The organism is uncultured Phocaeicola sp., assembly GCF_948499155.1.
Lineage (GTDB): Bacteria > Bacteroidota > Bacteroidia > Bacteroidales > Bacteroidaceae > Phocaeicola > Phocaeicola faecalis.
Genome location: NZ_CAOOSE010000002.1, coordinates 17,726 through 41,068 on the forward strand (window position 1 = coordinate 17,726; position 23,343 = coordinate 41,068).

Annotated in this window: 17 protein-coding genes and 1 tRNA gene; 15 read left to right on the top strand and 3 right to left on the bottom strand. The window is 41.9% G+C overall.

The window, feature by feature from the left end:
* Positions 1-7 precede the first annotated feature (7 nt).
* The 5 genes from QYT14_RS01935 to QYT14_RS01955 all read left to right on the top strand — a co-directional run bounded on the left by QYT14_RS01935 (position 8) and on the right by QYT14_RS01955 (position 4,443).
* The gene (locus QYT14_RS01935; protein WP_288324311.1) at positions 8-1,282 is read left to right on the top strand and encodes an MFS transporter; all 1,275 of its coding nucleotides are present in this window, start codon (positions 8-10) and stop codon (positions 1,280-1,282) included.
* A 70-nt stretch (positions 1,283-1,352) separates the two neighbouring features.
* Positions 1,353-1,910, top strand: a complete 558-nt coding sequence (locus tag QYT14_RS01940; protein ID WP_237038949.1) for a DUF4251 domain-containing protein — start codon at positions 1,353-1,355, stop codon at positions 1,908-1,910.
* Between the two features lie 153 nt (positions 1,911-2,063).
* A complete protein-coding gene (locus tag QYT14_RS01945; protein ID WP_288324310.1) occupies positions 2,064-2,903 on the top strand; it encodes an ATPase in 840 nt (279 codons plus the stop codon).
* Complete coding sequence (gene murQ / locus QYT14_RS01950) at positions 2,900-3,715, top strand: N-acetylmuramic acid 6-phosphate etherase (RefSeq protein WP_288324309.1); 816 nt, start codon at positions 2,900-2,902, stop codon at positions 3,713-3,715. The genes QYT14_RS01945 and murQ overlap by 4 nt, the downstream gene beginning before the upstream one ends.
* Positions 3,716-3,741: 26 nt before the next feature.
* The gene (locus QYT14_RS01955; RefSeq protein WP_237038946.1) at positions 3,742-4,443 is read left to right on the top strand and encodes an SIMPL domain-containing protein; all 702 of its coding nucleotides are present in this window, start codon (positions 3,742-3,744) and stop codon (positions 4,441-4,443) included.
* A gap of 4 nt (positions 4,444-4,447) precedes the next feature.
* Here the strand turns inward: QYT14_RS01955 and QYT14_RS01960 are convergent, their stop codons facing one another.
* Entirely contained in the window at positions 4,448-6,124 is a 1,677-nt protein-coding gene (locus tag QYT14_RS01960; RefSeq protein WP_288324308.1) for an ATP-binding protein, read from the bottom strand.
* Positions 6,125-6,324: 200 nt separating this feature from the next.
* Between QYT14_RS01960 and rpsA the strand changes: the two genes are divergently transcribed.
* From rpsA to QYT14_RS01990, 6 genes are all read left to right on the top strand, one after another.
* Positions 6,325-8,121: a 30S ribosomal protein S1 gene (gene rpsA / locus QYT14_RS01965; protein WP_237038944.1), complete on the top strand. Its 1,797-nt coding sequence runs from the start codon at positions 6,325-6,327 to the stop codon at positions 8,119-8,121.
* A gap of 250 nt (positions 8,122-8,371) precedes the next feature.
* On the top strand, positions 8,372-8,818 hold the full coding sequence (locus QYT14_RS01970) for a cold shock domain-containing protein (protein ID WP_237038943.1): 447 nt from the start codon (positions 8,372-8,374) through the stop codon (positions 8,816-8,818).
* A 70-nt stretch (positions 8,819-8,888) separates the two neighbouring features.
* Entirely contained in the window at positions 8,889-9,803 is a 915-nt protein-coding gene (locus QYT14_RS01975; protein ID WP_288324307.1) for a ribonuclease Z, read from the top strand.
* Between the two features lie 20 nt (positions 9,804-9,823).
* A complete protein-coding gene (locus QYT14_RS01980; RefSeq protein WP_237038941.1) occupies positions 9,824-10,375 on the top strand; it encodes an RNA polymerase sigma factor in 552 nt (183 codons plus the stop codon).
* A gap of 47 nt (positions 10,376-10,422) precedes the next feature.
* Positions 10,423-10,797, top strand: a complete 375-nt coding sequence (locus QYT14_RS01985) for a hypothetical protein (RefSeq protein WP_237038940.1) — start codon at positions 10,423-10,425, stop codon at positions 10,795-10,797.
* Positions 10,798-10,810: 13 nt separating this feature from the next.
* Positions 10,811-11,266, top strand: coding sequence for a hypothetical protein (locus tag QYT14_RS01990; RefSeq protein ID WP_237038939.1), 456 nt, complete (start codon positions 10,811-10,813; stop codon positions 11,264-11,266).
* 83 nt (positions 11,267-11,349) lie between these two features.
* Here QYT14_RS01990 and QYT14_RS01995 read toward each other — a convergent pair whose 3' ends face one another.
* The gene (locus QYT14_RS01995; protein WP_177798233.1) at positions 11,350-12,504 is read right to left on the bottom strand and encodes an acyltransferase; all 1,155 of its coding nucleotides are present in this window, start codon (positions 12,502-12,504) and stop codon (positions 11,350-11,352) included.
* Between the two features lie 1,046 nt (positions 12,505-13,550).
* Between QYT14_RS01995 and QYT14_RS02000 the strand changes: the two genes are divergently transcribed.
* Positions 13,551-16,673 carry a TonB-dependent receptor gene (locus tag QYT14_RS02000; protein ID WP_288324306.1) on the top strand — a complete coding sequence of 1,041 codons (3,123 nt, stop codon included), beginning with the start codon at positions 13,551-13,553 and terminating at the stop codon, positions 16,671-16,673.
* Positions 16,674-16,686: 13 nt separating this feature from the next.
* Positions 16,687-18,489 (top strand): RagB/SusD family nutrient uptake outer membrane protein, encoded by a 1,803-nt coding sequence (locus QYT14_RS02005; protein ID WP_288324305.1) that lies wholly within the window; start codon positions 16,687-16,689, stop codon positions 18,487-18,489.
* A gap of 1,441 nt (positions 18,490-19,930) precedes the next feature.
* Here the strand turns inward: QYT14_RS02005 and QYT14_RS02010 are convergent.
* Positions 19,931-20,015 (bottom strand) — tRNA-Ser (locus tag QYT14_RS02010).
* A 154-nt stretch (positions 20,016-20,169) separates the two neighbouring features.
* Here QYT14_RS02010 and QYT14_RS02015 point away from each other — a divergent pair.
* Together QYT14_RS02015 and QYT14_RS02020 are read left to right on the top strand one after the other, a co-directional pair.
* Positions 20,170-22,692 (top strand): Smr/MutS family protein, encoded by a 2,523-nt coding sequence (locus tag QYT14_RS02015; protein WP_237038938.1) that lies wholly within the window; start codon positions 20,170-20,172, stop codon positions 22,690-22,692.
* Positions 22,693-22,768: 76 nt separating this feature from the next.
* Positions 22,769-23,320, top strand: coding sequence for an RNA polymerase sigma-70 factor (locus QYT14_RS02020; protein ID WP_288324304.1), 552 nt, complete (start codon positions 22,769-22,771; stop codon positions 23,318-23,320).
* The last annotated feature ends 23 nt before the right edge of the window (positions 23,321-23,343 follow it).

Consider the following 23,343-nt stretch of genomic DNA (forward strand, 5'->3'; position numbering starts at 1 on the left):
GGTAATAATGAAAAAGACATCACCGTGGGCATGGATACCCACCCTTTACTTTGCGCAAGGATTGCCATACGTCGCAGTGACCATCATCTCGCTTGTCATGTATAAAAGGCTGGGTATCAGCAATACCGAACTAGCCTTCTATACCGGCTGGCTCAACCTGCCCTGGGTCATCAAGCCACTGTGGAGTCCGTTCATCGACCTCATCAAGACCAAACGCCGGTGGATTGTCACCATGCAGATGCTTATCGGTGCGGGGCTGGCCGGCATTGCCTTCACCATCCCCACCGACCATTTTTTTCAATTGACACTCGCTCTGTTCTGGTTGCTCGCCTTCAGTTCCGCCACACACGACATTGCTGCCGACGGATTCTATATGCTGGCACTCGACTCTCACGAACAAGCACTGTTTGTAGGCATCCGCAGCACTTTTTACCGCATCGCCACTATTGCCGGGCAAGGGCTGCTTATCATGTTGGCAGGCCGGCTGGAGACAGTGACAGGCAACATTCCCTACTCCTGGTCTATCACTTTCTTTCTGCTTGCTGGAATATTCCTCGCCGTGTGGCTTTACCATCGTTTTATTCTCCCCCATCCGGCTGCCGACCATCCGGCAAAAGAAGTATCCGCTTCTGGGCTGATGAAAGAATTCTTTACCACCTTTACCACCTTTTTCCAAAAGAAGCACGCCGCCGTTGCTATCGCATTCATGTTGCTATACCGACTTCCCGAAGCACAATTAGCCAAAATGGGAATTCCTTTCTTACTCGATCCTGTTGAAAAAGGAGGCTTGGGACTTACCACCGAAGAAGTAGGATTCGTGCAAGGAACAGTCGGTATCATAGGACTGACGTTAGGAGGTATTCTGGGAGGTATTGCCGTAGCCCAAGGGGGTCTTAAACGCTGGCTTTGGCCGATGGTATGGGCTATCTCATTACCTGATTTTGTTTATGTATACCTCAGCCATGTACAGCCGGACTCCTTGTTGCTTGTCAATATTTGTATTTTCATTGAACAGTTTGGATACGGTTTCGGATTCACGGCCTATATGCTCTACCTCATTTACTTTGCCAACGGCGAACACAAGACGGCACACTATGCCATCTGTACCGCTTTTATGGCACTTGGCATGATGATTCCGGGAATGGCTGCCGGATGGTTGCAAGAACACCTGGGATACAACCACTTCTTTATTTGGATTATGATATGTTGCATTGCCACATTCGGAGTCACGGCACTGCTGAAGATTAACCCCGAATTTGGAAAGAAAACCTTAAAAAGTTAATGTTAAATTCAACAATACAAGCCATTGCATTGTTTCCTTTTCAGACGATAACATATAAAACAGAAGGTATATGAAAAAAATTATTTTATTGGTATTAGTTGTATTGTTTGGCTGTGTAGGATACTCACAAGCGCAAACATCTGAAAAGAAGCTGAGTCGTCAAGAACGAAAGGAAGCCAAAAGAGCCATGGAGCAAGCATTGTTTGAAGAAGCCAAACAAGCCATAGAAGACAAAGCCTTCACCCTAGAGGCAGATCAGGTTATTTTTAAACGGGGCAGAACAGCATTTGTCTCTTCAAATACAAACTTTGTGACTGTCAATGGTGAGAGAGCTTCCGTACAGGTAGCTTTCAATATTCCTGCAAGCGGTCCTAATGGTTTGGGCGGAGTAACTGTGGATGGCAATGTATCTGGTTATAAAGTGACCACAGACAAAAAAGGTCATGTCCGACTGGCAATGAATATCACAGGTGTAGGCATTTCTGCCCAAGTCAATATAACACTGACCAACGGCAGCAACAATGCGACAGTGGATATCCTTCCTAATTTTCACTCCAACAGACTTACCTTGTCAGGCACTCTGTTGCCATTGGATAAATCAAGCGTATTCAAAGGAAGGTCTTATTGACAGACAGGCCGCTTCAATAAAGTTTTTCATTGCAAGTAATGCTTGTCCTTATTGAGGATATTTCAACCGGTCAGGAACCTGTGACTGATAAAGATGCATTTTTTCAATTATTATTCATATCTTTGCATATACTATAACCATTTATCAGTAACCATGATTGTAATAGCAGACAGTGGTTCCACCAAAACCGATTGGTGCATAGGCAACAACCTAACAGATTACCGGATAGTTCAGACTCCCGGCATCAATCCGTTTTATCTTTCCACCAAAGAAATAATCCGGCAAATAACAGAAACCCTTCTCTCACAGTTGACGGAAAAAGACACCGTCACCGAACTCTATTTCTATGGTGCCGGTTGCACTCCCGAAAAGGCATGCATTGTAGCAGATGCTCTCACCAAATGTTTTCCACACGCTCATATTGCGGTAGAAAGTGACTTGTCGGGAGCCGCCCGCGCCTTGTGCGGACACAAAAAAGGCATTGCCTGTATATTGGGAACGGGATCAAATTCCTGCGAGTACGACGGTGAAAGAATTGTTTCCAATGTTTCTCCACTAGGGTATATATTGGGAGACGAAGGAAGCGGAGCTGTGCTGGGTAAACGACTGGTGGGTGACTGCCTCAAAAAACAACTCCCCCCCGACTTGTGCGAACTGCTGCTGAAAGAATATGAGCTGACTCCTGCCCTTATCTTGGACAAAGTATACCGGCAGCCGCTTGCCAACCGTTTTCTGGCAAGTCTCACTCCTTTCTTATCCGCACACCGACAGAGAACTGAGATTCATGCGTTACTACTTTCCTGCTTCACCGATTTCTTCGAAAGGAATGTGATGCTGTATGAATATACCGATTGCCCCGTTCACTTTATCGGTTCCATCGCATGGCACTTCCGGACAGAGGTAAAAGAAGCAGCCGATGCATTGGGCATTCAAGTCGGCAAGATAGTGAAGAGTCCGATGGAAGGATTGATAAATTATTATTTCAGAATATGAGTTTTATTAAAATAACCGAGCAACCGTCTTTGCACGAAGACCTCGAACAGTTATCCGTGCGAAGCCTATTGGAAAGTATCAATGAGGAAGACCAAAAAGTAGCCTTAGCTGTGCGCTCCTGTATTCCCCAAATAGAAAGACTGGTAACTGGCATCGTGGAACGGATGCAGCAAGGCGGACGAGTGTTTTATATCGGAGCCGGAACCAGCGGACGCTTGGGAGTATTGGATGCCTCGGAGATTCCACCGACTTTCGGTATGCCCGATACTTATATAATAGGTATAATAGCCGGAGGCGAAACGGCTCTGCGGCATCCGGTGGAGAATGCGGAAGACGATATGCTGAAGGGATGGGAAGAATTACAGACTTTCCACATCAATGACAAAGATACCGTGGTAGGCATTGCCGCTTCGGGAACAACGCCTTATGTCATCGGCGCATTGCAACAGGCACGGAAACGGGGCATACTGACGGCAGGAATCAGCAGCAATCCCGATTCTCCCCTTTCACACGCAGTGGATATTCCCATCGAAATGATTGTAGGTCCGGAGTTTGTGACCGGCAGCTCGCGTATGAAAAGCGGCACAGGACAGAAAATGATTCTCAATATGATTAGCACTTCCGTAATGATAAAATTAGGAAGGGTGAAAGGAAACCGAATGGTCAATATGCAACTGAGCAACCAAAAACTGGTAGACCGGGGGGTAAGGATGATTATGGAAGAACTGCGACTGGACGAAGGAAAAGCAAAACAATTGTTACAGGAATGTGGTTCAGTAAAAAAGGTCTTTGACATTTATAATAAGAAATAAATTGTATAACTAAAAACGATTAAAACATGAAAAGCTGGAAACTGGAAGCCATTATCTTAGCAGTAGGTATGCTGGTAATGGGCTATTTTATTAAAGCCGGACTGGATGCTTTCTCCAGTAAAGACCGGGTAGTAACTGTTAAAGGACTGGCAGAAATGGAAGTGCCTGCCAACAAGGTCACTTGGCCTCTGATGTATAAGGAAATGGGAAATGACCTGCCTACCTTATATAATAAGATAAACAATACGAATCAGGCCATCGTCACTTTCCTCAAACAGAAAGGCATCACCGAACAAGAAATCAGCATCAATGCTCCCGAACTGATAGACCTGCAGGCCGACCGCTATAACAGTAACCCGATTCAGTTCCGCTACAATATTACAACCGTCATCACTGTTACGTCTGACAAAGTGGAACTTGTGCGCAACTTGATAAAAGAACAGAGCGAGCTTCTGAAACAGGGTATCGCCATCACCGGAGGAGACTACCGCTACAATGTGCAATATGACTACACTGGACTCAACACTGTGAAACCCCAAATGATAGAAGAAGCAACAAAGAACGCCCGCGCCGCCGCCATCAAGTTTGCCAAAGACTCGGACAGCGAACTGGGAAAGATAAAAAGAGCCTATCAAGGACAATTCAGCATCGAAGACCGCGATGCAAACACTCCTTATATCAAACGAATACGCGTGGTGACCACCATTGACTATTCACTCGAAGATTAAAAGGTCAGACACCCATTTTATGGAGTATTCTGAAGAGTTCATCTTTGTTCAGGGGCTTTGACAAATAACCGTTGAAGCCTCTGGACATTACTTTTCTTCTGTCTTCGTCATACGCAAAAGCCGTTACTGCCACAATGGGGATGTCGGATGATAGTTGGCGAATGGCATCCGTCGCCTGATAACCGTCCACCACAGGCATACCTATATCCATCAAAATAATAGCCGGGTTACATTCCAGATATTTGGCAATGGCCTCTTCACCGTTCACGGCACGTATCAGGTCATACTGCTTTTCCAGATATATCTTATAGAGCAAATAATTGTCGTCCATGTCTTCGGCTATCAGGATGGTGCGGCGAACAGCACCCTCACCGTATGCAGCTTCATCAACCCCGACTGATTCCGAATCATCTTCCGTCCGTTGCAAGGGTAAGAAGTCGAAAGGTTTTACAGGCAGAGTAAACCAGAATGTGGAACCTTTGCCATATTCCGAAAAGACCCCTATCTCACCACCCAGTTTCTTGATAATGGTCTGGCTAATAGACAATCCCAGCCCTGTGCCTTGCTTTTTGGCATCCAGTTTCATGAAACGCTCAAAGACTTTATCCACGTTCTCAGCCGGGATACCAGTCCCCGTGTCCTGCACATAGAAGTAAATGTCATCCTCACGCACCTTATATCCTAAGGTGATAGTGCCTTCTTTGGTATACTTGAATGCATTCGACAGAAAATTGGAAAGCACCTGTGACACCCGGTTCTTTTCGGTATGGATAAAGCACACTGGCAGGCAGGGCTCAAACACAATGCGCACCGGACTGTCCGCTTCTTCCAGCCGCAATCTGAAGATTCCTTCCAGTTCACGCATTATTTGATTAACATCTGTATCGGAATAGATAAACTCCAGTGTCCCCGCCTCTATCTTTGACATATCCAGAATATCATTGACCAACTGCAACAGCATATTCGTATTACCTTTGATAATCTCGACATAAGAATTACGTTCGGCCTCGGAAGCATTAGCCAATAGTCCTGCAAAACCGACTATCGCATTCAGCGGAGTCCGGATTTCATGGCTCATATTGGCAAGGAAGGCTGTCTTCTGCTCACCTGCCACTTCCGCCACTTGCCTGGCTACTTCCAGCTCTTCCTGTATCTTCTTCAAGCGGGTAATGTCACGCACGGTCAACAATACCTTTTCATCTCCGTCCAGCAACATATATGCACCCGAAACGCTCACTATACAATCCACATAATTACCGGTATCATTCGACAAATAAAGCCTCATCGGGGCTTCCAATTGGGAAAAGCCGTTTTTTTCGCGAAAGCACTTTTCGATGGAAGCACGCACCGGGCAATATTTGCAGTTCTCGTGAGTGCCGCACGCACCTGAATCCAATGCATTCTTGCAACGGAGCAACTCACCCACCCTATGAAAGACGCCGTCGTCCGCCTCGTCGTTCAAACTATAATAATTGGTTTTCTCTACCAGAAAATTACGATTGGCCAATACGATGTACGCATCAATATTACGCAAGATGGCATCCGAAAAATCCTTGTTTAAACTAAGTTCGCTCTCTTTGACAACAACTTCTTTACTCAGATTTTTTGTTTTCTTCGTTTCTAGCCACCACTTTATTACAAAAAATAAAGCAACAACCGTTAATAGTATAGATGGTAGCATTTGCTAAATAGGTTTATGTTGTCACAAAGATATGAACATAATTTAATAACGACTCATAATTAGATAATTAAATATTCAATTTTAAAGAAAAAGCCTCAAATCTATTTGTGATTCAGTAATTTATTGTATCTTTGCGCCCGAAATTAGATAATCAATATAATGTCTAACGTAATTAACTGAGAATTTTAACAATTTTATTAATGGAAAATTTAAAAAACATCGCTCCTGTTGAAGACTTCAACTGGGAAGCTTACGAAAACGGCGAAGCCATTACAGGCATTAGCCACGAAGCTCTTGAACAAGCTTATGACAGTACACTGAACAAAGTAAATGACCGCGAGGTTGTAGACGGTACTGTTATCGCAATGAACAAACGCGAAGTAGTTGTTAACATCGGCTACAAATCAGACGGTATCATTCCTTTGAATGAGTTCCGTTACAATCCTGAACTGAAAGTAGGTGATACTGTAGAAGTATACATTGAAAACCAGGAAGACAAAAAAGGACAGTTGATTCTGTCACACAAGAAAGCACGTGCAACTCGCTCTTGGGATCGTGTTAACGCTGCTCTTGAAAACGAAGAAATTATTAAAGGCTTTATCAAGTGCCGCACTAAGGGTGGTATGATTGTTGACGTATTCGGTATCGAAGCATTCTTGCCGGGTTCTCAAATTGATGTTAAGCCTATCCGTGACTACGATGTATTTGTAGGTAAGACAATGGAATTCAAAGTGGTTAAAATCAACCAGGAATTCAAAAACGTTGTTGTTTCTCACAAAGCTCTTATCGAAGCTGAACTTGAACAGCAGAAGAAAGAAATCATCGGTAAACTTGAAAAAGGACAGGTACTCGAAGGTACTGTTAAAAATATCACTTCTTACGGTGTATTCATCGACCTTGGCGGCGTAGACGGTTTGATTCACATCACTGACTTGTCTTGGGGCCGTGTAAGCGATCCGAAGGAAGTTGTAGAACTCGACCAGAAGTTGAACGTTGTTATCCTTGATTTCGATGACGAAAAGAAACGTATCGCTCTTGGTTTGAAACAACTGACTCCGCACCCATGGGATGCTTTGGACGCTAACTTGCAGGTAGGTGACAAGGTGAAAGGTAAAGTAGTCGTTATGGCTGACTACGGTGCATTCATCGAAATCGCTCCGGGCGTAGAAGGTTTGATTCACGTATCTGAAATGTCTTGGTCACAGCACTTGCGTTCTGCTCAGGACTTCATGAAGGTGGGTGACGAAGTAGAAGCTGTTATCCTGACTCTTGACCGTGACGAACGTAAGATGTCTTTGGGTATCAAACAGCTGAAACAAGATCCATGGGAAACTATCGAAGATAAGTATCCTGTAGGTTCCAAGCACACTGCAAAAGTTCGTAACTTCACTAACTTCGGTGTATTCGTAGAAATCGAAGAAGGTGTAGACGGATTAATCCACATCTCTGACCTGTCTTGGACTAAGAAAGTGAAACATCCTTCTGAATTCACTCAGATTGGTGCAGACATCGAAGTTCAGGTATTGGAAATCGACAAAGAAAACCGTCGTTTGAGCCTTGGTCACAAACAGTTGGAAGAAAATCCTTGGGATGTATTCGAAACTGTATTTACTGTAGGTTCTGTACACGAAGGTACTATCATCGAAATGCTGGATAAGGGTGCTGTAGTAGCTCTTCCTTACGGTGTAGAAGGTTTCGCAACTCCGAAGCACTTAGTAAAAGAAGACGGCTCTCAAGCTCAGTTGGATGAAAAACTGTCATTCAAAGTGATTGAATTCAACAAAGACGCCAAGAGAATCATCCTTTCTCACAGCCGTATCTTCGAAGATGCTGCTAAAGCAGAAGAAAGAGCTGAAAAGAAAGCTGCTTCTAACGCAAAGAAAGCCACTAAGAGAGAAGAAACTCCTGCTATTCAGAACCAGGCTGCTTCTACAACTCTGGGCGATATCGATGCCTTGGCTGCTTTGAAAGAACAGTTGGAGAACAAAAAGAAGTAATCAGATTACTTTAAAATAACACAGAAAAGGATGTACCACCAATCGGTACATCCTTTTTTTATGCCATTATTCCTTAAAAAGAAAGCTCTTTTATGGAATATCCGATAAAAAACCGTACCTTTATGAAGTAATAAAATTTCGAGTTAGTATTTCACAACGACTTCTCCCCGTCTTCTTATTACCTATTTATTAATTCAATGCAGTATTCATATATATAATACTGCATATATACTAATTTAAAAAGATTCAAATGGCGAAACCAATTTCATTTACCAAAAGAGATTTAGAAAAGAAAAAACAAGAAAAACGTTTAGCAAAACAACAAAAGAAAGAAGAAAGGAAGAATAGCGGTACATCATCTTTCGAAGATATGATAGCATACGTAGACGAGAACGGTGTAATAACCGACACCCCTCCCACTCCAAACGAAAAGCCTCAGGAAATAGATATCACTACTATCGAAGTGTCCACTCCACGCAAAACGGATGAACCTGTGATAACCGAATATGAAGGAAGAGTAGAGTTCTTCAACACTTCCAAAGGATATGGCTTTATCAAGAACCTGAAAAATGCAGAGAAGTATTTTTTCCATGTAAGCGGACTGCAAGACGAAGTAACGGACGGAAATTTGGTAACTTTCAAACTGGAACGCGGGCCACGAGGTATGAATGCTGTAGAAATCAAACGCAAAAAATAACTCGGACGGCTGCATACGTTTTTACAACCTTTTTATATTTTTCATCCAAAAAGATAGTATCTTTGCGGCGATGGAAAAATTTGAAGTACATATATTAGGCTGTGGTTCGGCATTGCCGACAACAAGACATTTTGCCTCTTCGCAAGTCGTGAATATCCGTGAAAAGTTATTCATGATAGATTGCGGAGAAGGAGCACAGCTACAGTTACGCCGTTCTAAATTAAAATTTACGCGTCTTAACCATATATTTATATCTCATCTGCACGGTGACCATTGCTTCGGGCTGATGGGACTTATTTCTACGTTCGGACTGGTGGGGCGCACGGCTACGCTGCACATACATTGCCATACCGACCTCGAACGGATACTCATGCCCCAACTGGAATACTTCTGCAAAGGAATGGCATACAATGTGGAATTCCATCCGATTAACCCCACAAAAGCCGAAGTCGTTTATGAAGACCGTTCCGTGACGGTCAGCAGTATCCCGTTGCGTCACCGCATTCCCACCTGCGGATTCCTTTTTGCGGAGAAACCGACCCCCAACCATATCATCAGAGATATGATTGATTTTTATAAAGTACCCGTGTTTGAACTCAACCGCATCAAAAACGGAGAAGATTATGTGTTGCCGGACGGTAGTGTTGTCCCCAACAACCGCCTGACCACCCCACCGGCGCCTCCCCGTAGCTATGCCTATTGTTCGGACACTATTTTCCATCGCCCTGTCATAGAACAAATAAAAGGAGTGGATTTACTTTTTCACGAAGCAACCTTTGCACAATGTGATGCCCAACGCGCCAAAGAAACATTCCACACCACCGCCATGCAAGCTGGTGAAATGGCCCGCGACGCAGGTGTAAAGCAGTTACTCATCGGACATTTTTCGGCCCGTTATGAAGACGAAAACATTCTATTACAGGAAGCAAAAGGTGTATTTCCTAATACACTGCTTGCCAAAGAGAACCTGAAGGTCACACTATAAAGAAAACACAAAACCGGTTCATGGATACCTATAATGAAAAAGAAATAATAGCATTATTGCAAGATCCCAAGCGACAACGGGAAGCATTCGAATGCATCGTGAAACAGTATAGCGAGCAACTGTACTGGCAGATCCGCCGTATGGTGCTTTCGCACGATGATGCCAATGACCTGTTGCAGAATACATTTATCAAAGCCTGGATAAATATCGACTACTTCCGTGCCGAAGCTAAAATGTCTACATGGCTCTATCGTATCGCCTTGAATGAATGCCTTACCTTCTTAAACAAACAACGCGCAATCAACCAATTGTCCATCGATGAAGCCGACGCCGAAATGGTGAATAAACTGGAAGGAGACAGTTACTTCAGTGGAGACGAAACCCAGAGACTGTTCCAAAAAGCACTGCATACACTTCCCGACAAGCAACGGATGGTCTTCAACCTGAAATACTTTCAGGAAATGAAATATGAAGAGATTTCCGAGATATTGGGAACAAGTGTGGGAGCCCTGAAAGCCTCCTATCACCACGCAGTGAAAAAAATAGAGAGTTTTTTAAAAGAATGCCTTTAAACCTTTTCAAATAAAAAGCATCTAAAAAACAGAAAGGAGAGTGAACTATGAAAGAAGAAGATGAATTGCTGAGGAAGTGCGGAACCAAGAATCCGTTTACAGTACCCGAAGGTTATTTCGAAAACTTCTCTAAAGAACTAATGGATAAACTGCCGGAAAAGGAAATACCCCTTTCCGAACCTGTCATCACCACATGGCAACGTGTGAAACCATGGATATATATGACAGCCATGTTCTGCGGATTAATGTTGAGCGTCAGAGTTTTTGTCGGACGCCCCAAACAAGATACACCTATATTTACAGCAGCAGAAGCGGCCGAGTTCTCTGACGAATATGTAGAAACCATCATGGAACATTCGATGATGGATGATTACACACTTTATCAATATCTGACAGAGGCCGATACTGAAACATACAATTAAATTTTTAGTCGAAATGATACAAAGACTGACTACCCTACTATTTATTCTATGCCTCACCCTATCTGTGCAGGCACAAAAGAAGCCGGGATTCTCTAAAGAGGAATTTAGAGCCAAACAAGAGGCATACCTCACCCAAAAGGCAGAACTGACACCGGAAGAAGCCGGCAAGTTCTTCCCGATTTACTTTGAGTTACAGGATCGTAAAAAAGCCATCAATGACAAAGCCTGGCAAAAAGCGCGTAAAGGGAAAAGCCCTAACACCACGGATGCCGAATATGAAGAAATTGTGGATGGAATCGCTCATGCACGTCTGGAATCAGACAAGCTGGATATCGAATATTTAAACCGCTTCAAGAAGATTCTCTCCCCTCAAAAGCTATTCAAACTGCAACGGGCCGAGGTCAAGTTTCATCGTGATTTGCTGAAAATCATGCATCAGCCCAATAAACCTGATGCCCATAAAAAATAGAAAGGCAACCCTATTATAAAGAATAGAAAATGTGTCAAAAGTAAGTTCCGGAAAACCGGCTTTACTTTTGACACATCATTTTTTTATTTCTTAGTCAGGTATTTCTTGCTCAGCCATTTTCTTATCGGTTCGTCATACAGTTTAAGACAAGCGTAAGCCAGTAACACATTCCATGCACATACACACACAGCTACCTCCCAAGTTTCGCCCAATGTGAAATATTCATTCTTGATGAGCCAAGCATAAAACAGATACATAAACGGATAGTGAATGATATAAAGCGGGAAGGAAATATCACCCAGAAATTTACAGATACGAGTAGACGTTTTATCTGTCGTGCTGCCCGATGCACCCAACCATACCAACGCCGGGAAAACAACGATAATGCAGAACATCTCGAACACACCGTTCATGAGTATCGGCTCCGCACCTTCTACAAAAGGAATATGAAATAAAATCAGCAACACAATCGAACATATCCAGAACGCTCCTCTAATCTTCAGCGGTTTGAAACAACGTGACAAAAGCATACCCATAGAGAAAGGGAACAACATACGCAGTAATCCGCCTACAAAATTGACTCCATCCAGTGTCCAACCTACACCGATACTTCCATAACCGGCAGCATCAGAACAAGCAAATGTTGTCAATGCGATACCCAATATCACGACCATCACCGTCAATGCCTTGGTAGAAAACTTATGGATGAATAATGCGTAGAAGATATTACCGATATACTCGAAAAACAAAGACCACGCCGGACCATTAAGCGGAAACATCTCACCATTTCCACGCACCTCATATCCTGCACCGGGAACGGCAGGAATAAAGAACATGGCACACAAAAGAGCCAGCATCACCAAAGAGGTAGCCACATGGCTGCCGTCCCACTGCACACTGCCCTGAATAAAAAAGGTGATTGCCCCCAGTACAGCCCCCAACACCACCATAGGATGCAGACGCACCAAGCGCCGCTTGAAGAAATTCTTCACTGTAAGTGTCTTTCCCCAACGGTCGTCATACGCATAGCCAATAACGAATCCCGATAGAATAAAGAAAAAATCCACGGCCAGATAACCGTGATTGATTGTCTCTATAGAGGTTCCTCCGGCAAAAGCATAACCTTCGAACACATGATACCATACTACTAATAAAGCCGCAACACCTCTTAACCCATCCAATAGGTCGTAATGAGGCTTAGAGTCTGCAAATGACGCAGAAGAAGAAATTTTTTGCATAATAAAACCAAATGTTAAATAAGTATTTTCTAATTAAAGGTTGTTTTTCATGTTGCAAAGCTACGCATTTTTAAGACTAAAAAAATTGTTCTGCGACAAAAACAAGGAATATCATAATCCTTATCTCATACGTAAACGCCACATATCATCGTCAAACGTCACAAATAAGTTGGAAACAATTGATAGGCTGAACTGCATAAAAATTATTCATTGACATACCATTTGCCGCCATCCAATCAATGTGAGGAAGTTCGATTCCCACCACATAAATATTATCATTAAGGAAAATGTTCCAACCATAGAACACCATACAAATATATTAAATATCATCTTCCCAATCAATAACGACTATACAGGGAAAATAACATTTAAATTTATCCTTCATAGAATGGAAACAAGAGAGATATTTCTGCTTCTATACCCGGCTAATTAAAGAGGTAATAGTAATATATTTTCTTGGTAAAAAAGAGCCTAATACTATAAGAACTATGTTTTTCATCTGAAAAATAACATATGTTGCAAATATATAATAAACATATAACATGCAGTCATGTTTATGGCTGGAATCGCGCACAAATAAACATTTATTAACCATTTGAGCTATATGGTAGAATATAAGTAGAGCACTTGATATTCATAAATAGAAAAATGATAGTGGGGATTAAGCATTCAATTATTAATATTTATCCTCATATCATTGCCAATATCATTCACACAATGCATTTACTTCCAATTCACCTTCCATAACTGTTGTGTAGTGGTAGAAATAGAGTAGAAAACTATTTTTTCTGCTCTTTATACAAAGGATATATCGGATATAATGGTAAAAAAGCTATTTTAGTAACTAATTAATAATGAGATGTTTAATATTTGGAATAGTTCTTATAGAACTTAAACTAATAGAAAATTAAAGGAACGTGTCTTTATAAAAATAGTAAATCTTATTATTAATGCTTATGAATTTGAAAAATTTCACTCTAAGGAGTGAACGTCTCTTAGTAATTGCACTGCTAGCATGTAGCACTCCACATGCGTTTGCAATTTCAATGGTAAGTGAGGATTCACATAATCCAGTAGTAAATCAACAGGATACTCATGTCAAGGGAACTGTTATAGATGCCAGGACAGGGGAACCTATCATCGGAGCCAACATTGTAGTCAAAGACACCTCTAACGGCACTATCACAGGAGTCGACGGCGATTATTCACTGAAGGCTCCGGTAGGCTCCATGTTAGAAATTTCTTTTATTGGCTATAAAACAATCGTCGTCAAAGCAGTGGCAGGGTTGCAAACAATCAAACTGCAAGAAGACAGCTCTCTATTGGATGAAGTAGTAGTTGTTGGATATGGAACACAAAAAAAAGTGAACCTGTCAGGAGCTGTCGATGCAATCTCTTCCGAGGCTTTGGAAGACAGGCCTATTATCAATGCCGGACAAGGATTGCAAGGTGTGATTCCAAACTTAAATATCACTATTTCTAATGGTGCGGCCAACTCTGCTCCTTCATTTAATATACGTGGTGAAACCTCATTGAATGGTGGTGAACCTTTAATTTTGGTAGATAATATCCCAACGACTTCAGGTGAGCTTTCCCGCTTGAATACCAATGACATTGAAAGTGTTTCTGTTTTAAAGGATGCCGCTTCCGCTGCAATTTATGGTGCCCGTGCAGCTTTCGGTGTTATTTTGGTAACAACAAAGCGAGCTAAATCCGAGAAAATAGCCATTAACGTCAACGCATTTTATTCGACCCGTAAAGTTACACGCGTACCGGAACACGTGACAGACCCTTATATGGTAATGAAAATCAAACACGATGCTGCTACACCTTTATATAATCTATATCCGGAAAAGCAACTGGAAATTGGAAAATACTTTTCAGAACATCCTAATGAAGACCGGGTAGTCATCAATCCGGATGATCCAGAATCTTGGTTGTATTATGGCTCTACTGATTGGATGGATGAAGTATATGAGTCATCTGCCCCCTCCTATACCGTAAATTTCAATATTTCCCAAAAAACAAAAAAGACTTCTTATTATTTATCAGGTGAATATGCACGCCAAGATGGTATGCTACGCTATGGAAACGATATTTATGATCGTTACAATATTCGCGGTAAGGTCGATTTCCAGATCACAGACTGGTTGAACTTAAGCAATAACACCTCATTTGTACAACGGACATACGACCAGCCAAGCTTCGGGCGTACAGATTGGGGACTATCTGACTTTTTCCACGAAGTAAACCGCACCAACTCATTAGATGTACCTCGTAACCCTGATGGTTCATGGACACAAAACGGCGGTGCCATTCTTGGAGCTTTGCAGGAAGGCGGACGCAAAATAAATGATAGCCGTGAATTCTCAACAACATTTGGTCTGACATTGGACATTATAAAAGATATATGGCAAGTCAAAGCGGATGCAACCTGGAGACGTGACAGTGAATTAAACCGTAATTCTTATCACAACTATCACTATAAAACAGGTCCTAATAAACCAGAACAAGCCAGCGGACGTCCAACTCGTGCATCTCGTTCTACTTCGTTCTATAATTATAACGTATACAATGTATATACTGATTTCCACTATACATTTGCAGACAAGCATTATGTTCAGGCTTTACTAGGTTTTAACCAGGAAACCAGAAGAACCAATTCTTTCTCCATGTATCGTGATGATTTGATCAGTGCCTCCTTCCCCACTCCCGAACTGGCCGTTGGTGAAAAAGGAATCGGTGAAGATATTAGCGAATGGGCTGTGAGAGGCATGTTCTTCCGCGTTAATTACATCTATAATGACAAATATATTTTAGAAATGAACGGTCGATATGACGGTACTTCACGTTTCCCTAAAAAAGATCGTTTCGGTTTCTTCCCTTCAGGCTCTGTCGCTTGGGTCTTGTCTAAAGAAAAATTTATGGAAAACATTAACCAAAGCATTGGTTTGGACATGTTGAAATTCCGCGCCTCTTACGGTGCTTTAGGAAATCAGAATGTTGGCACATATGCCTATCTGCCAACTATGAGTGCCGGACAAATAGGACAAATATTGGACGGTTCACAGCCGGTAGCCGTATATGCTCCGGAAGTGGTATCCAATACACTGACTTGGGAGAAAGTTAGAACCATTAACGGCGGTATTGACCTGGCACTCTTGAACAACCGTTTATCTGCCAGCTTTGACTACTATGTGCGTTACACAGAAGGTATGCTGACCAAAAGCAAGACATTGCCAAGTGTATTTGGAGCCAGTGAGCCCAAGACTAATGCAGCCGACCTGAAAACAAAAGGTTGGGAATTATCTTTAAGGTGGAGGGATCAGTTTATGATGGCAGGCTCACCATTTAACTACAGCATCAAAGTAGCTTTGGCCGACAGCCGCGCATTCATCACTAAATATGATAACCCGAATAAACGGTTAGGAGACTATTACGAAGGTCAGGAAATAGGTGAAATGTGGGGATTAACTACCGAAGGTTTCTTCCAGACGGAAGAGGAAATTAAAAACCACGCCGACCAAAGTGCAGTAGGCGAAGACGATCAGAGCTATAAATTCTATGTAGGTGACTTGAAGTTTGCCGATTTAAACAATGACGGAAAAATTAATAAAGGTGACTGGACACTAGCCAATCCAGGTGACTTCCGCAAAATTGGTAACAGTTCGAACCGATATCCTTACAGTTTTGATCTTTCGGCAGACTGGAAAGGATTTGATATTCGCGGATTCTTCCAAGGTATAGGTAAGAGAGACTGGTATGCAGGCGGTGGAAATCATTACTTCTGGGGAATCTACGCACAGCCTTGGACAAATGTACAAACTCATAATCTGGATCACTGGACACCGGAAACTCCCAATGCTTATTATCCTCGCGTTAAGGCTTACATTGCCGAATCAACAGGTAGTGAGCTGGCTTGTGTGCAGACAAGATATATGCAGGATGCCTCTTATCTACGTATGAAGAACCTGACTATAGGCTATACATTACCACAGAGCCTGACCCAAAAACTGAATATCGAACGTGTCCGTTTCTATTTCAGTGGTGAAAACTTATTCGAAATCACTCATCTGAAAGCCAATCTCGACCCGGAAGCCTTGGATTCCAGCAGCAAGGTATATCCGCTACAGCGTTCTTATTCTTTTGGTGTTAACTTAACTTTCTAATTAATTTACGGATATGAAACAATTAAAAACTATATATACAGTAGCTGCCTTTATAGGATGTGCACTTTTTACCGGATGCAATGATGACTATCTACAAAAATTTCCTGAAGACAGTTTGAATGAAGAGGCATTCTTTAAAACTGTAACTGATTTGGAAACCTATACTAATGGCTTTTATGGAATGTTTGGAGCCTCGTATGATGATTTATTTTCCGATAATATCGGTCACGGAACAGGCGATTACACATTTAGTCAAAAATTAAAAGGACGTATTGATGAGACTAAAATAGGATCATTTGGATGGAAAAAAGATGGAGTATGGGAAAATATTCATGATATTAATTTTATGTTGATTAATGCCCATAAAGCGGAAGGCGATGAAAATGAAAAGAAACATTATATCGGTTTAGCCCGTTTATGTCGTGCTCTGCAATATTATGGCTTAATCAAGAATTATGGTTCCGCTCCTTGGTATTCTACCCCAATTACAACAGATGATGAAGAAGCATTATACAAAACTCAGGATTCACGTTCGTTGGTTGTCGACTCAATTATGGCCGATTTACAATATGCCTGTGATTATATGCAGGAGGGAAGTAGCCGCACACGAGTTACTCGTTACGCCGCTTTAGGATATATGGCACGCATTGCCTTACACGAAGGTACCTTCCGCAAATATCATGAAGAAGTAAGTGAACTGGCTGGTACAGCCAATTCATTCTTGGAAAAAGCTGTTTGGGCAACCAATGAAATAATGACTTCCGGACAATTTGAAATCACCGGAAAAGGAGCTGCAGCCTACCGAGATTTATTCACCAATCCTGACTTGAGCAAGAATAAAGAAATGATTTTATTCTCTGATTATGATAAAGATTTAAATCGTAAGAATAACACTTCAACGGTATTAAATTGGCAATGGAATCTAAGCCGCAGTTTGGCAGACAGTTATCTAAAATTGGATGGAACTCCTATAACAGAAACTGATCGTACCAAGACTTTTGTAGATATGTTTACCGACCGTGATCCCCGTATGGCTGAAACCATTATGTATCCGGGATTTATTAACGAAGGAAACAATAGTACACTGCCCACTAAAATTGTATTAGATTATGGCGGTTTGGGACAAATCAAATTTTTGCCACGCACAGACGCAACTTATGGTGGATGGGGTGAAAACATAACCGACCTTCCTATCATCCGCTATGCCGAAATTCTATTAGTAAATGCGGAAGCAAAAGCAGAGCTTGGCATATTGACCCAAAACGACCTGAATGCAACAGTAAATTTACTCCGTAGCCGTGTAGGAATGCCCGAAATGACTATTAATGTCCCGATAGATCCAGCCTTGGAAGCATTATATCCAAGCGTAAGTGGGGCATTGAAAAATGTTATACTTGAAATCCGTCGCGAACGCCGGGTGGAACTGGCATGTGAAGGTTTCCGTTACGATGATACAATGCGCTGGGCTGCCGGCAATATCTATGAAAGGCCATTTGAAGGTGTCTACCTTCCGGGATTCGGTATATACGACTGTACCGGCGACGGCGTGCCTGATGTAGCCTTATTCAAATCCCCCAATGACAAAATGGGATATACTGATGAAACATTGAAAGAACTTTCTGTATATTACACAGAAGATGAAAACGGTGCTCCCAAACAGATTTATTTAAGTGAAGGTGATAAAGGAAATATTCGCTTCTATTCCGATACTGATGAGGATACAAATAAATTTATTTCGCCTAAATATTATTATTATCCACTGTCAAAAGATGAATTGGTACTAAATCCGAATTTGAAGCAACCTATTGGATGGTAACAGTATAATGAAAGATACTATAATGTAGCAACCATTGCGTTTTCAAGATAACTGATTTTAGTCAAACCTCTGACAGCCCTGCCAATCCATGGTGCTGTCAGAGGTTACTTTTATCACCACACATAAAAAAACAAAAGTTCTCTTATTGCAAAGCTACACTTCATTGGTCTGCGACAAAAATAAGGTGTGTACAATATGTGCAGGCTGATGCGTACGTACGTGTAGCCCGATACGTATATATGTATAGGCCTATGCGTATATACATGTAGGCTGATGCCACCGTATGTGTAGCCCGATGCATACGCGCGCATTAAAAAATATACAGCACACACTGAATGTTGCAAAAAGACCTTTATGTTTTCGAAAAAGACCTTTATGTTTTCGAAAAACATCAGCACCTTTTTAAAAAAGCTCGGTATGTTTTTCATGTAGGGGCAGATGGAATGATTCCCTCATTAAGCCGGTCATTCCTTCTTTTCCGTTCATCCTTACATTTTAATTAAAACATTCAGATAATCAACCCGTTAAGAATGACAGGACATCCCCTCATCCTCGTTTCAGCTGCGCTTCCAAGTCCCTTCAAAATCTGCCTTCAGCATTTGTCATCGCCAGAGGAAGTTTTACAAATGAAAGGAGGCTGAAAGGGTGGTGATGGGATATCCCTTCACTACCGAATCCCCCATCAACAGGACGTTTCAACGGTTAATGAAACGAGAAAAGGAAAAACTGTTTTCCGCTTGTAGAGCGAAAAACACAGTTGTTTTTTATGGATTCAGCATTGTATGACAAGTCATTTATGGGAAAAGCCGTATCAACCATTTATAAAATGAATATACTTGGCAGCTCGTTTGTTTTAAGCCTGTAGGGTTCAAAGAAAAAATCCTATTCAAGGGAGCATGGAAAGAAGTTCAAAACGGACACTCAACGGCAACCATAGAGAGAAATCCGCAACAGGCTGAAAAATTTCGTTTGACTAATAACAAGCAAGAAGTAAAAAACGCAGTTAAAATGAAAATACCTAAAAAGGGGTCAAGTCAAAAAGTATGTGGGTATAATATTTGAGAAACATTTAAAGTTTGCAATGCTAAAAACATACATCCTTCCAAAGTATTATAAATCAAGTACATCAGACGAACACCTGATTGGACGTCAGCATTGTAACTCAGAGGTCATGCTTATCACCCACAGGGTTTTCGGATTGCCCCCTAAAAAGCCATAATTATGGCATTGGACATATTCCGGTTCAAGAAAACCCATCAAACGAAAGTACCCTTTATTATGTAGTAAACAATATAAAGTACCCTTTATTATGTAGTAAACAATATAAATGATAGGCCAAAGCTATAAATCTTACATAAAACAAAAACACCCAGCTTTACATTATTTGGGATGTAAAACTGGGTGTTTATTTTGTAACTTGCTGATTTTCTAGCATTTACAGCGGAGAGACAGGGATTCGAACCCCGGGTACCTCGCAGTACAACGGTTTTCAAGACCGCCGCAATCGACCACTCTGCCACCTCTCCAAAACTCCTTTGAGAAGTACTTTCTTCCTGAAAGCGGTGCAAAGGTACGCTTTTATTTTAAAACTGCAAATACTTGGGCACTTTTTTTGCTAGAAAAATTTCAAATCGTATTTTTGCAGTCAAATAACTAACGTAAGCAAGAAAGAACTTAAACATGATATACCCTCAGAACTTTGAGCAGAAAATAGGATTCGATTCTATCCGCCATTTATTAAAAGGAAAATGTCTTAGCACCTTGGGAGAAGAACGCGTAGACGAAATGGCTTTCTCTGAAAAATATGAAGAGATAAACGAACTACTGGAACAGGTTATAGAATTTATCCGCATCATTCAAGAAGAGGAGGAATTCCCCGACCAATATTTCTTTGATGTGCGCCCGTCACTGAAACGTATCCGTGTAGAGGGTATGTATCTGGATGAACAGGAGCTATTTGACTTGCGCCGTTCGCTGGAAACGATACGGGACATCGTACGTTTTCTGACTCGTACTCTCGAAGATGAGGAAGTGGAGGAAGGAACCTCCCCCTACCCTGCTCTAAGAAGGCTGGCAGGAGACATTATCGTGTTTCCACAACTTATCACACGCATCAATAATATCCTTGACAAGTTCGGAAAGATTAAAGACAATGCCTCCAATGAATTGTTACGCATACGCCGCGAATTGGCGTCTACCACAGGAAGCATCTCACGCAGTCTGAATGCCATTTTGCGAAATGCCCAATCCGAAGGGTATGTAGACAAGGACGTCACACCCACCATGCGCGACGGCCGATTGGTTATCCCTGTCGCTCCCGGTCTGAAAAGAAAAATCAAAGGTATTGTACACGATGAGTCGTCTACAGGAAAAACCGTATTTATCGAACCGGCAGAGGTGGTGGAGGCCAACAACCGCATCCGTGAACTGGAAGGTGAAGAACGCCGCGAAATTATCCGTATCCTCACAGATTTCTCAATAACGGTGCGTCCTCAAGTTCCTGCCATTTTACAGTCATACGAGTTCTTGGCCGAAATCGACTTTATCCGTGCCAAAGCACAGTTTGCCATACAGACCAATGCCATAAAACCTTCATTGGAAAACAAACAGGTTTTAGATTGGAGAACAGCCATACACCCTTTGCTCCAACTCTCGTTGGCAAAACATAATAAAAAAGTAGTACCGCTTGACATTGAGCTGAACCATGAACAACGGATTCTTATTATCTCCGGGCCTAATGCAGGGGGTAAGTCTGTCTGCCTGAAAACGGTGGGCTTGCTACAATATATGGTACAATGCGGAATGCCTGTTCCCATGCATGAACGCAGCCACATCGGAATCTTCAGCAATATCTTTATAGATATAGGTGACGAGCAATCCATCGAAGATGACTTAAGTACTTACTCTTCCCATCTTACCAATATGAAGATTATGATGAAAAGCTGCAACGAACGGAGCCTCATCCTTATCGACGAATTCGGAGGCGGAACAGAGCCTCAGATTGGCGGTGCCATAGCCGAAGCCGTATTGAAGCGTTTCAACGAGAAAGGCACATTCGGCGTTATCACTACCCACTATCAGAACTTGAAGCATTTTGCCGAAGATCATGAAGGGGTGGTAAACGGGGCCATGCTTTATGACCGCCATCTGATGCAAGCACTTTTCCAACTTCAAATAGGAAATCCGGGGAGTTCATTTGCTGTAGAAATCGCACGCAAAATAGGATTGCCTGAAGAAGTAATAGCGGAAGCATCGGAAATAGTAGGTAGTGAATATATCAATGCCGATAAATATCTGCAAGATATCGTGCGCGACAAACGTTACTGGGAGACTAAACGCCAGAACATCCGCAAACGTGAAAAGCAAATGGAGGAAACCATCAGTAAATATGAGGCAGAAATTCAAGAACTGGAGAAAAGCCGGAAAGACATCTTGCGAAAAGCCAAAGAAGATGCCGAACGCCTGCTTCAAGAATCGAACGCACGTATAGAAAATACAATTCGCACTATTAAAGAGGCTCAGGCTGAAAAAGAAAAGACGCGACTGGCACGCCAAGAATTGTCTGAATTTAAAGAGACAATAGAAGATATCGAAAAGGCAGACAAAGAAGACAAAATAGCCCGAAAAATGGAGAAACTGCGTGAAAAGCAGGAAAGAAAGAAAGACAAGAAAAACAAAGACCAGTCTCAGAATACAACTGCCGCCCCCCCCAGCGTGCCCAAAGTGCAACCGATAGAAATCGGTACATCAGTTAAATTGAAAGGGCAATCGGGTATCGGGGAAGTACTGGACATAAACGGCAAAAATGCGACAGTCATGTTTGGCATGATAAAAACGACTGTAAAAATAGAGAGGTTGGAACGAAGCGATATCTCTCTATCCGTTGCACAAAAGCCGATTGCCAAAAGCACATTTGTAAGTAGTGAGACACAAGACCGTGTATATGAAAAGAAACTAAACTTTAAGCAAGATATCGATGTGCGAGGTATGCGTGGAGATGAAGCGATTCAGGCAGTCACTTATTTCATTGACGATGCCATCCTGCTGGGAATAAGTCGTGTGCGTATATTGCATGGAACGGGAACCGGCATTCTGCGCACGTTGATTCGTAAGTATTTGGCAACAGTTTCGGGGGTAGCTCATTATCAGGATGAACATGTCCAGTTTGGAGGGGCAGGTATTACGGTTGTCGACCTAGAATAATATTTTTTAGTAATAATGGGATGTTTCCAACTAATTTTATATATATTCGCAGCAAAATAGAGAATATTAAAAGCTGGTGATTGCAGAAACTTCCCATACTCTCATTAGCATTAAGCTAGACGAACAAGAGTTCCATAATATTTTTGATAAATATTATGTGACTCTTTGTCTGTTTGCGAATCAATACACCGAAAGTGACGAAGCGTCTGCCGATATTGTTCAAGATTCTTTTGCCAAATTATGGCAAATCAGAGAAGATTTCTTCTATTTACATCAGATTAAAGCTTTTCTCTATACAGCAGTTCGCAACAAAGCTTTGAATGAATTGGAACATTCCAAGATAGTACATGAATACGCACAAAAAGTCATCGAGAGGAAAAAAGATTCCTTTTTTCATGACGCGGTGGTGGAAGAAGAGACCTACCGGATTGTGACAGAAGCCATTGACAAACTGCCCGACCAAATGAAAGCCATTATGAAATTGGCTTTGGAAGGAAAAAAGAATGCTGAAATAGCTGAAAAGCTTCATATATCCGCAGAAACTGTCCATACTTTAAAAAAAATCGCTTATAAAAAGCTCCGCGAATTCTTAAAAGAGTATTATTATCTTCTCTTCTTCTTTATATAACATCGTTCACTCCCGGTAGTTTC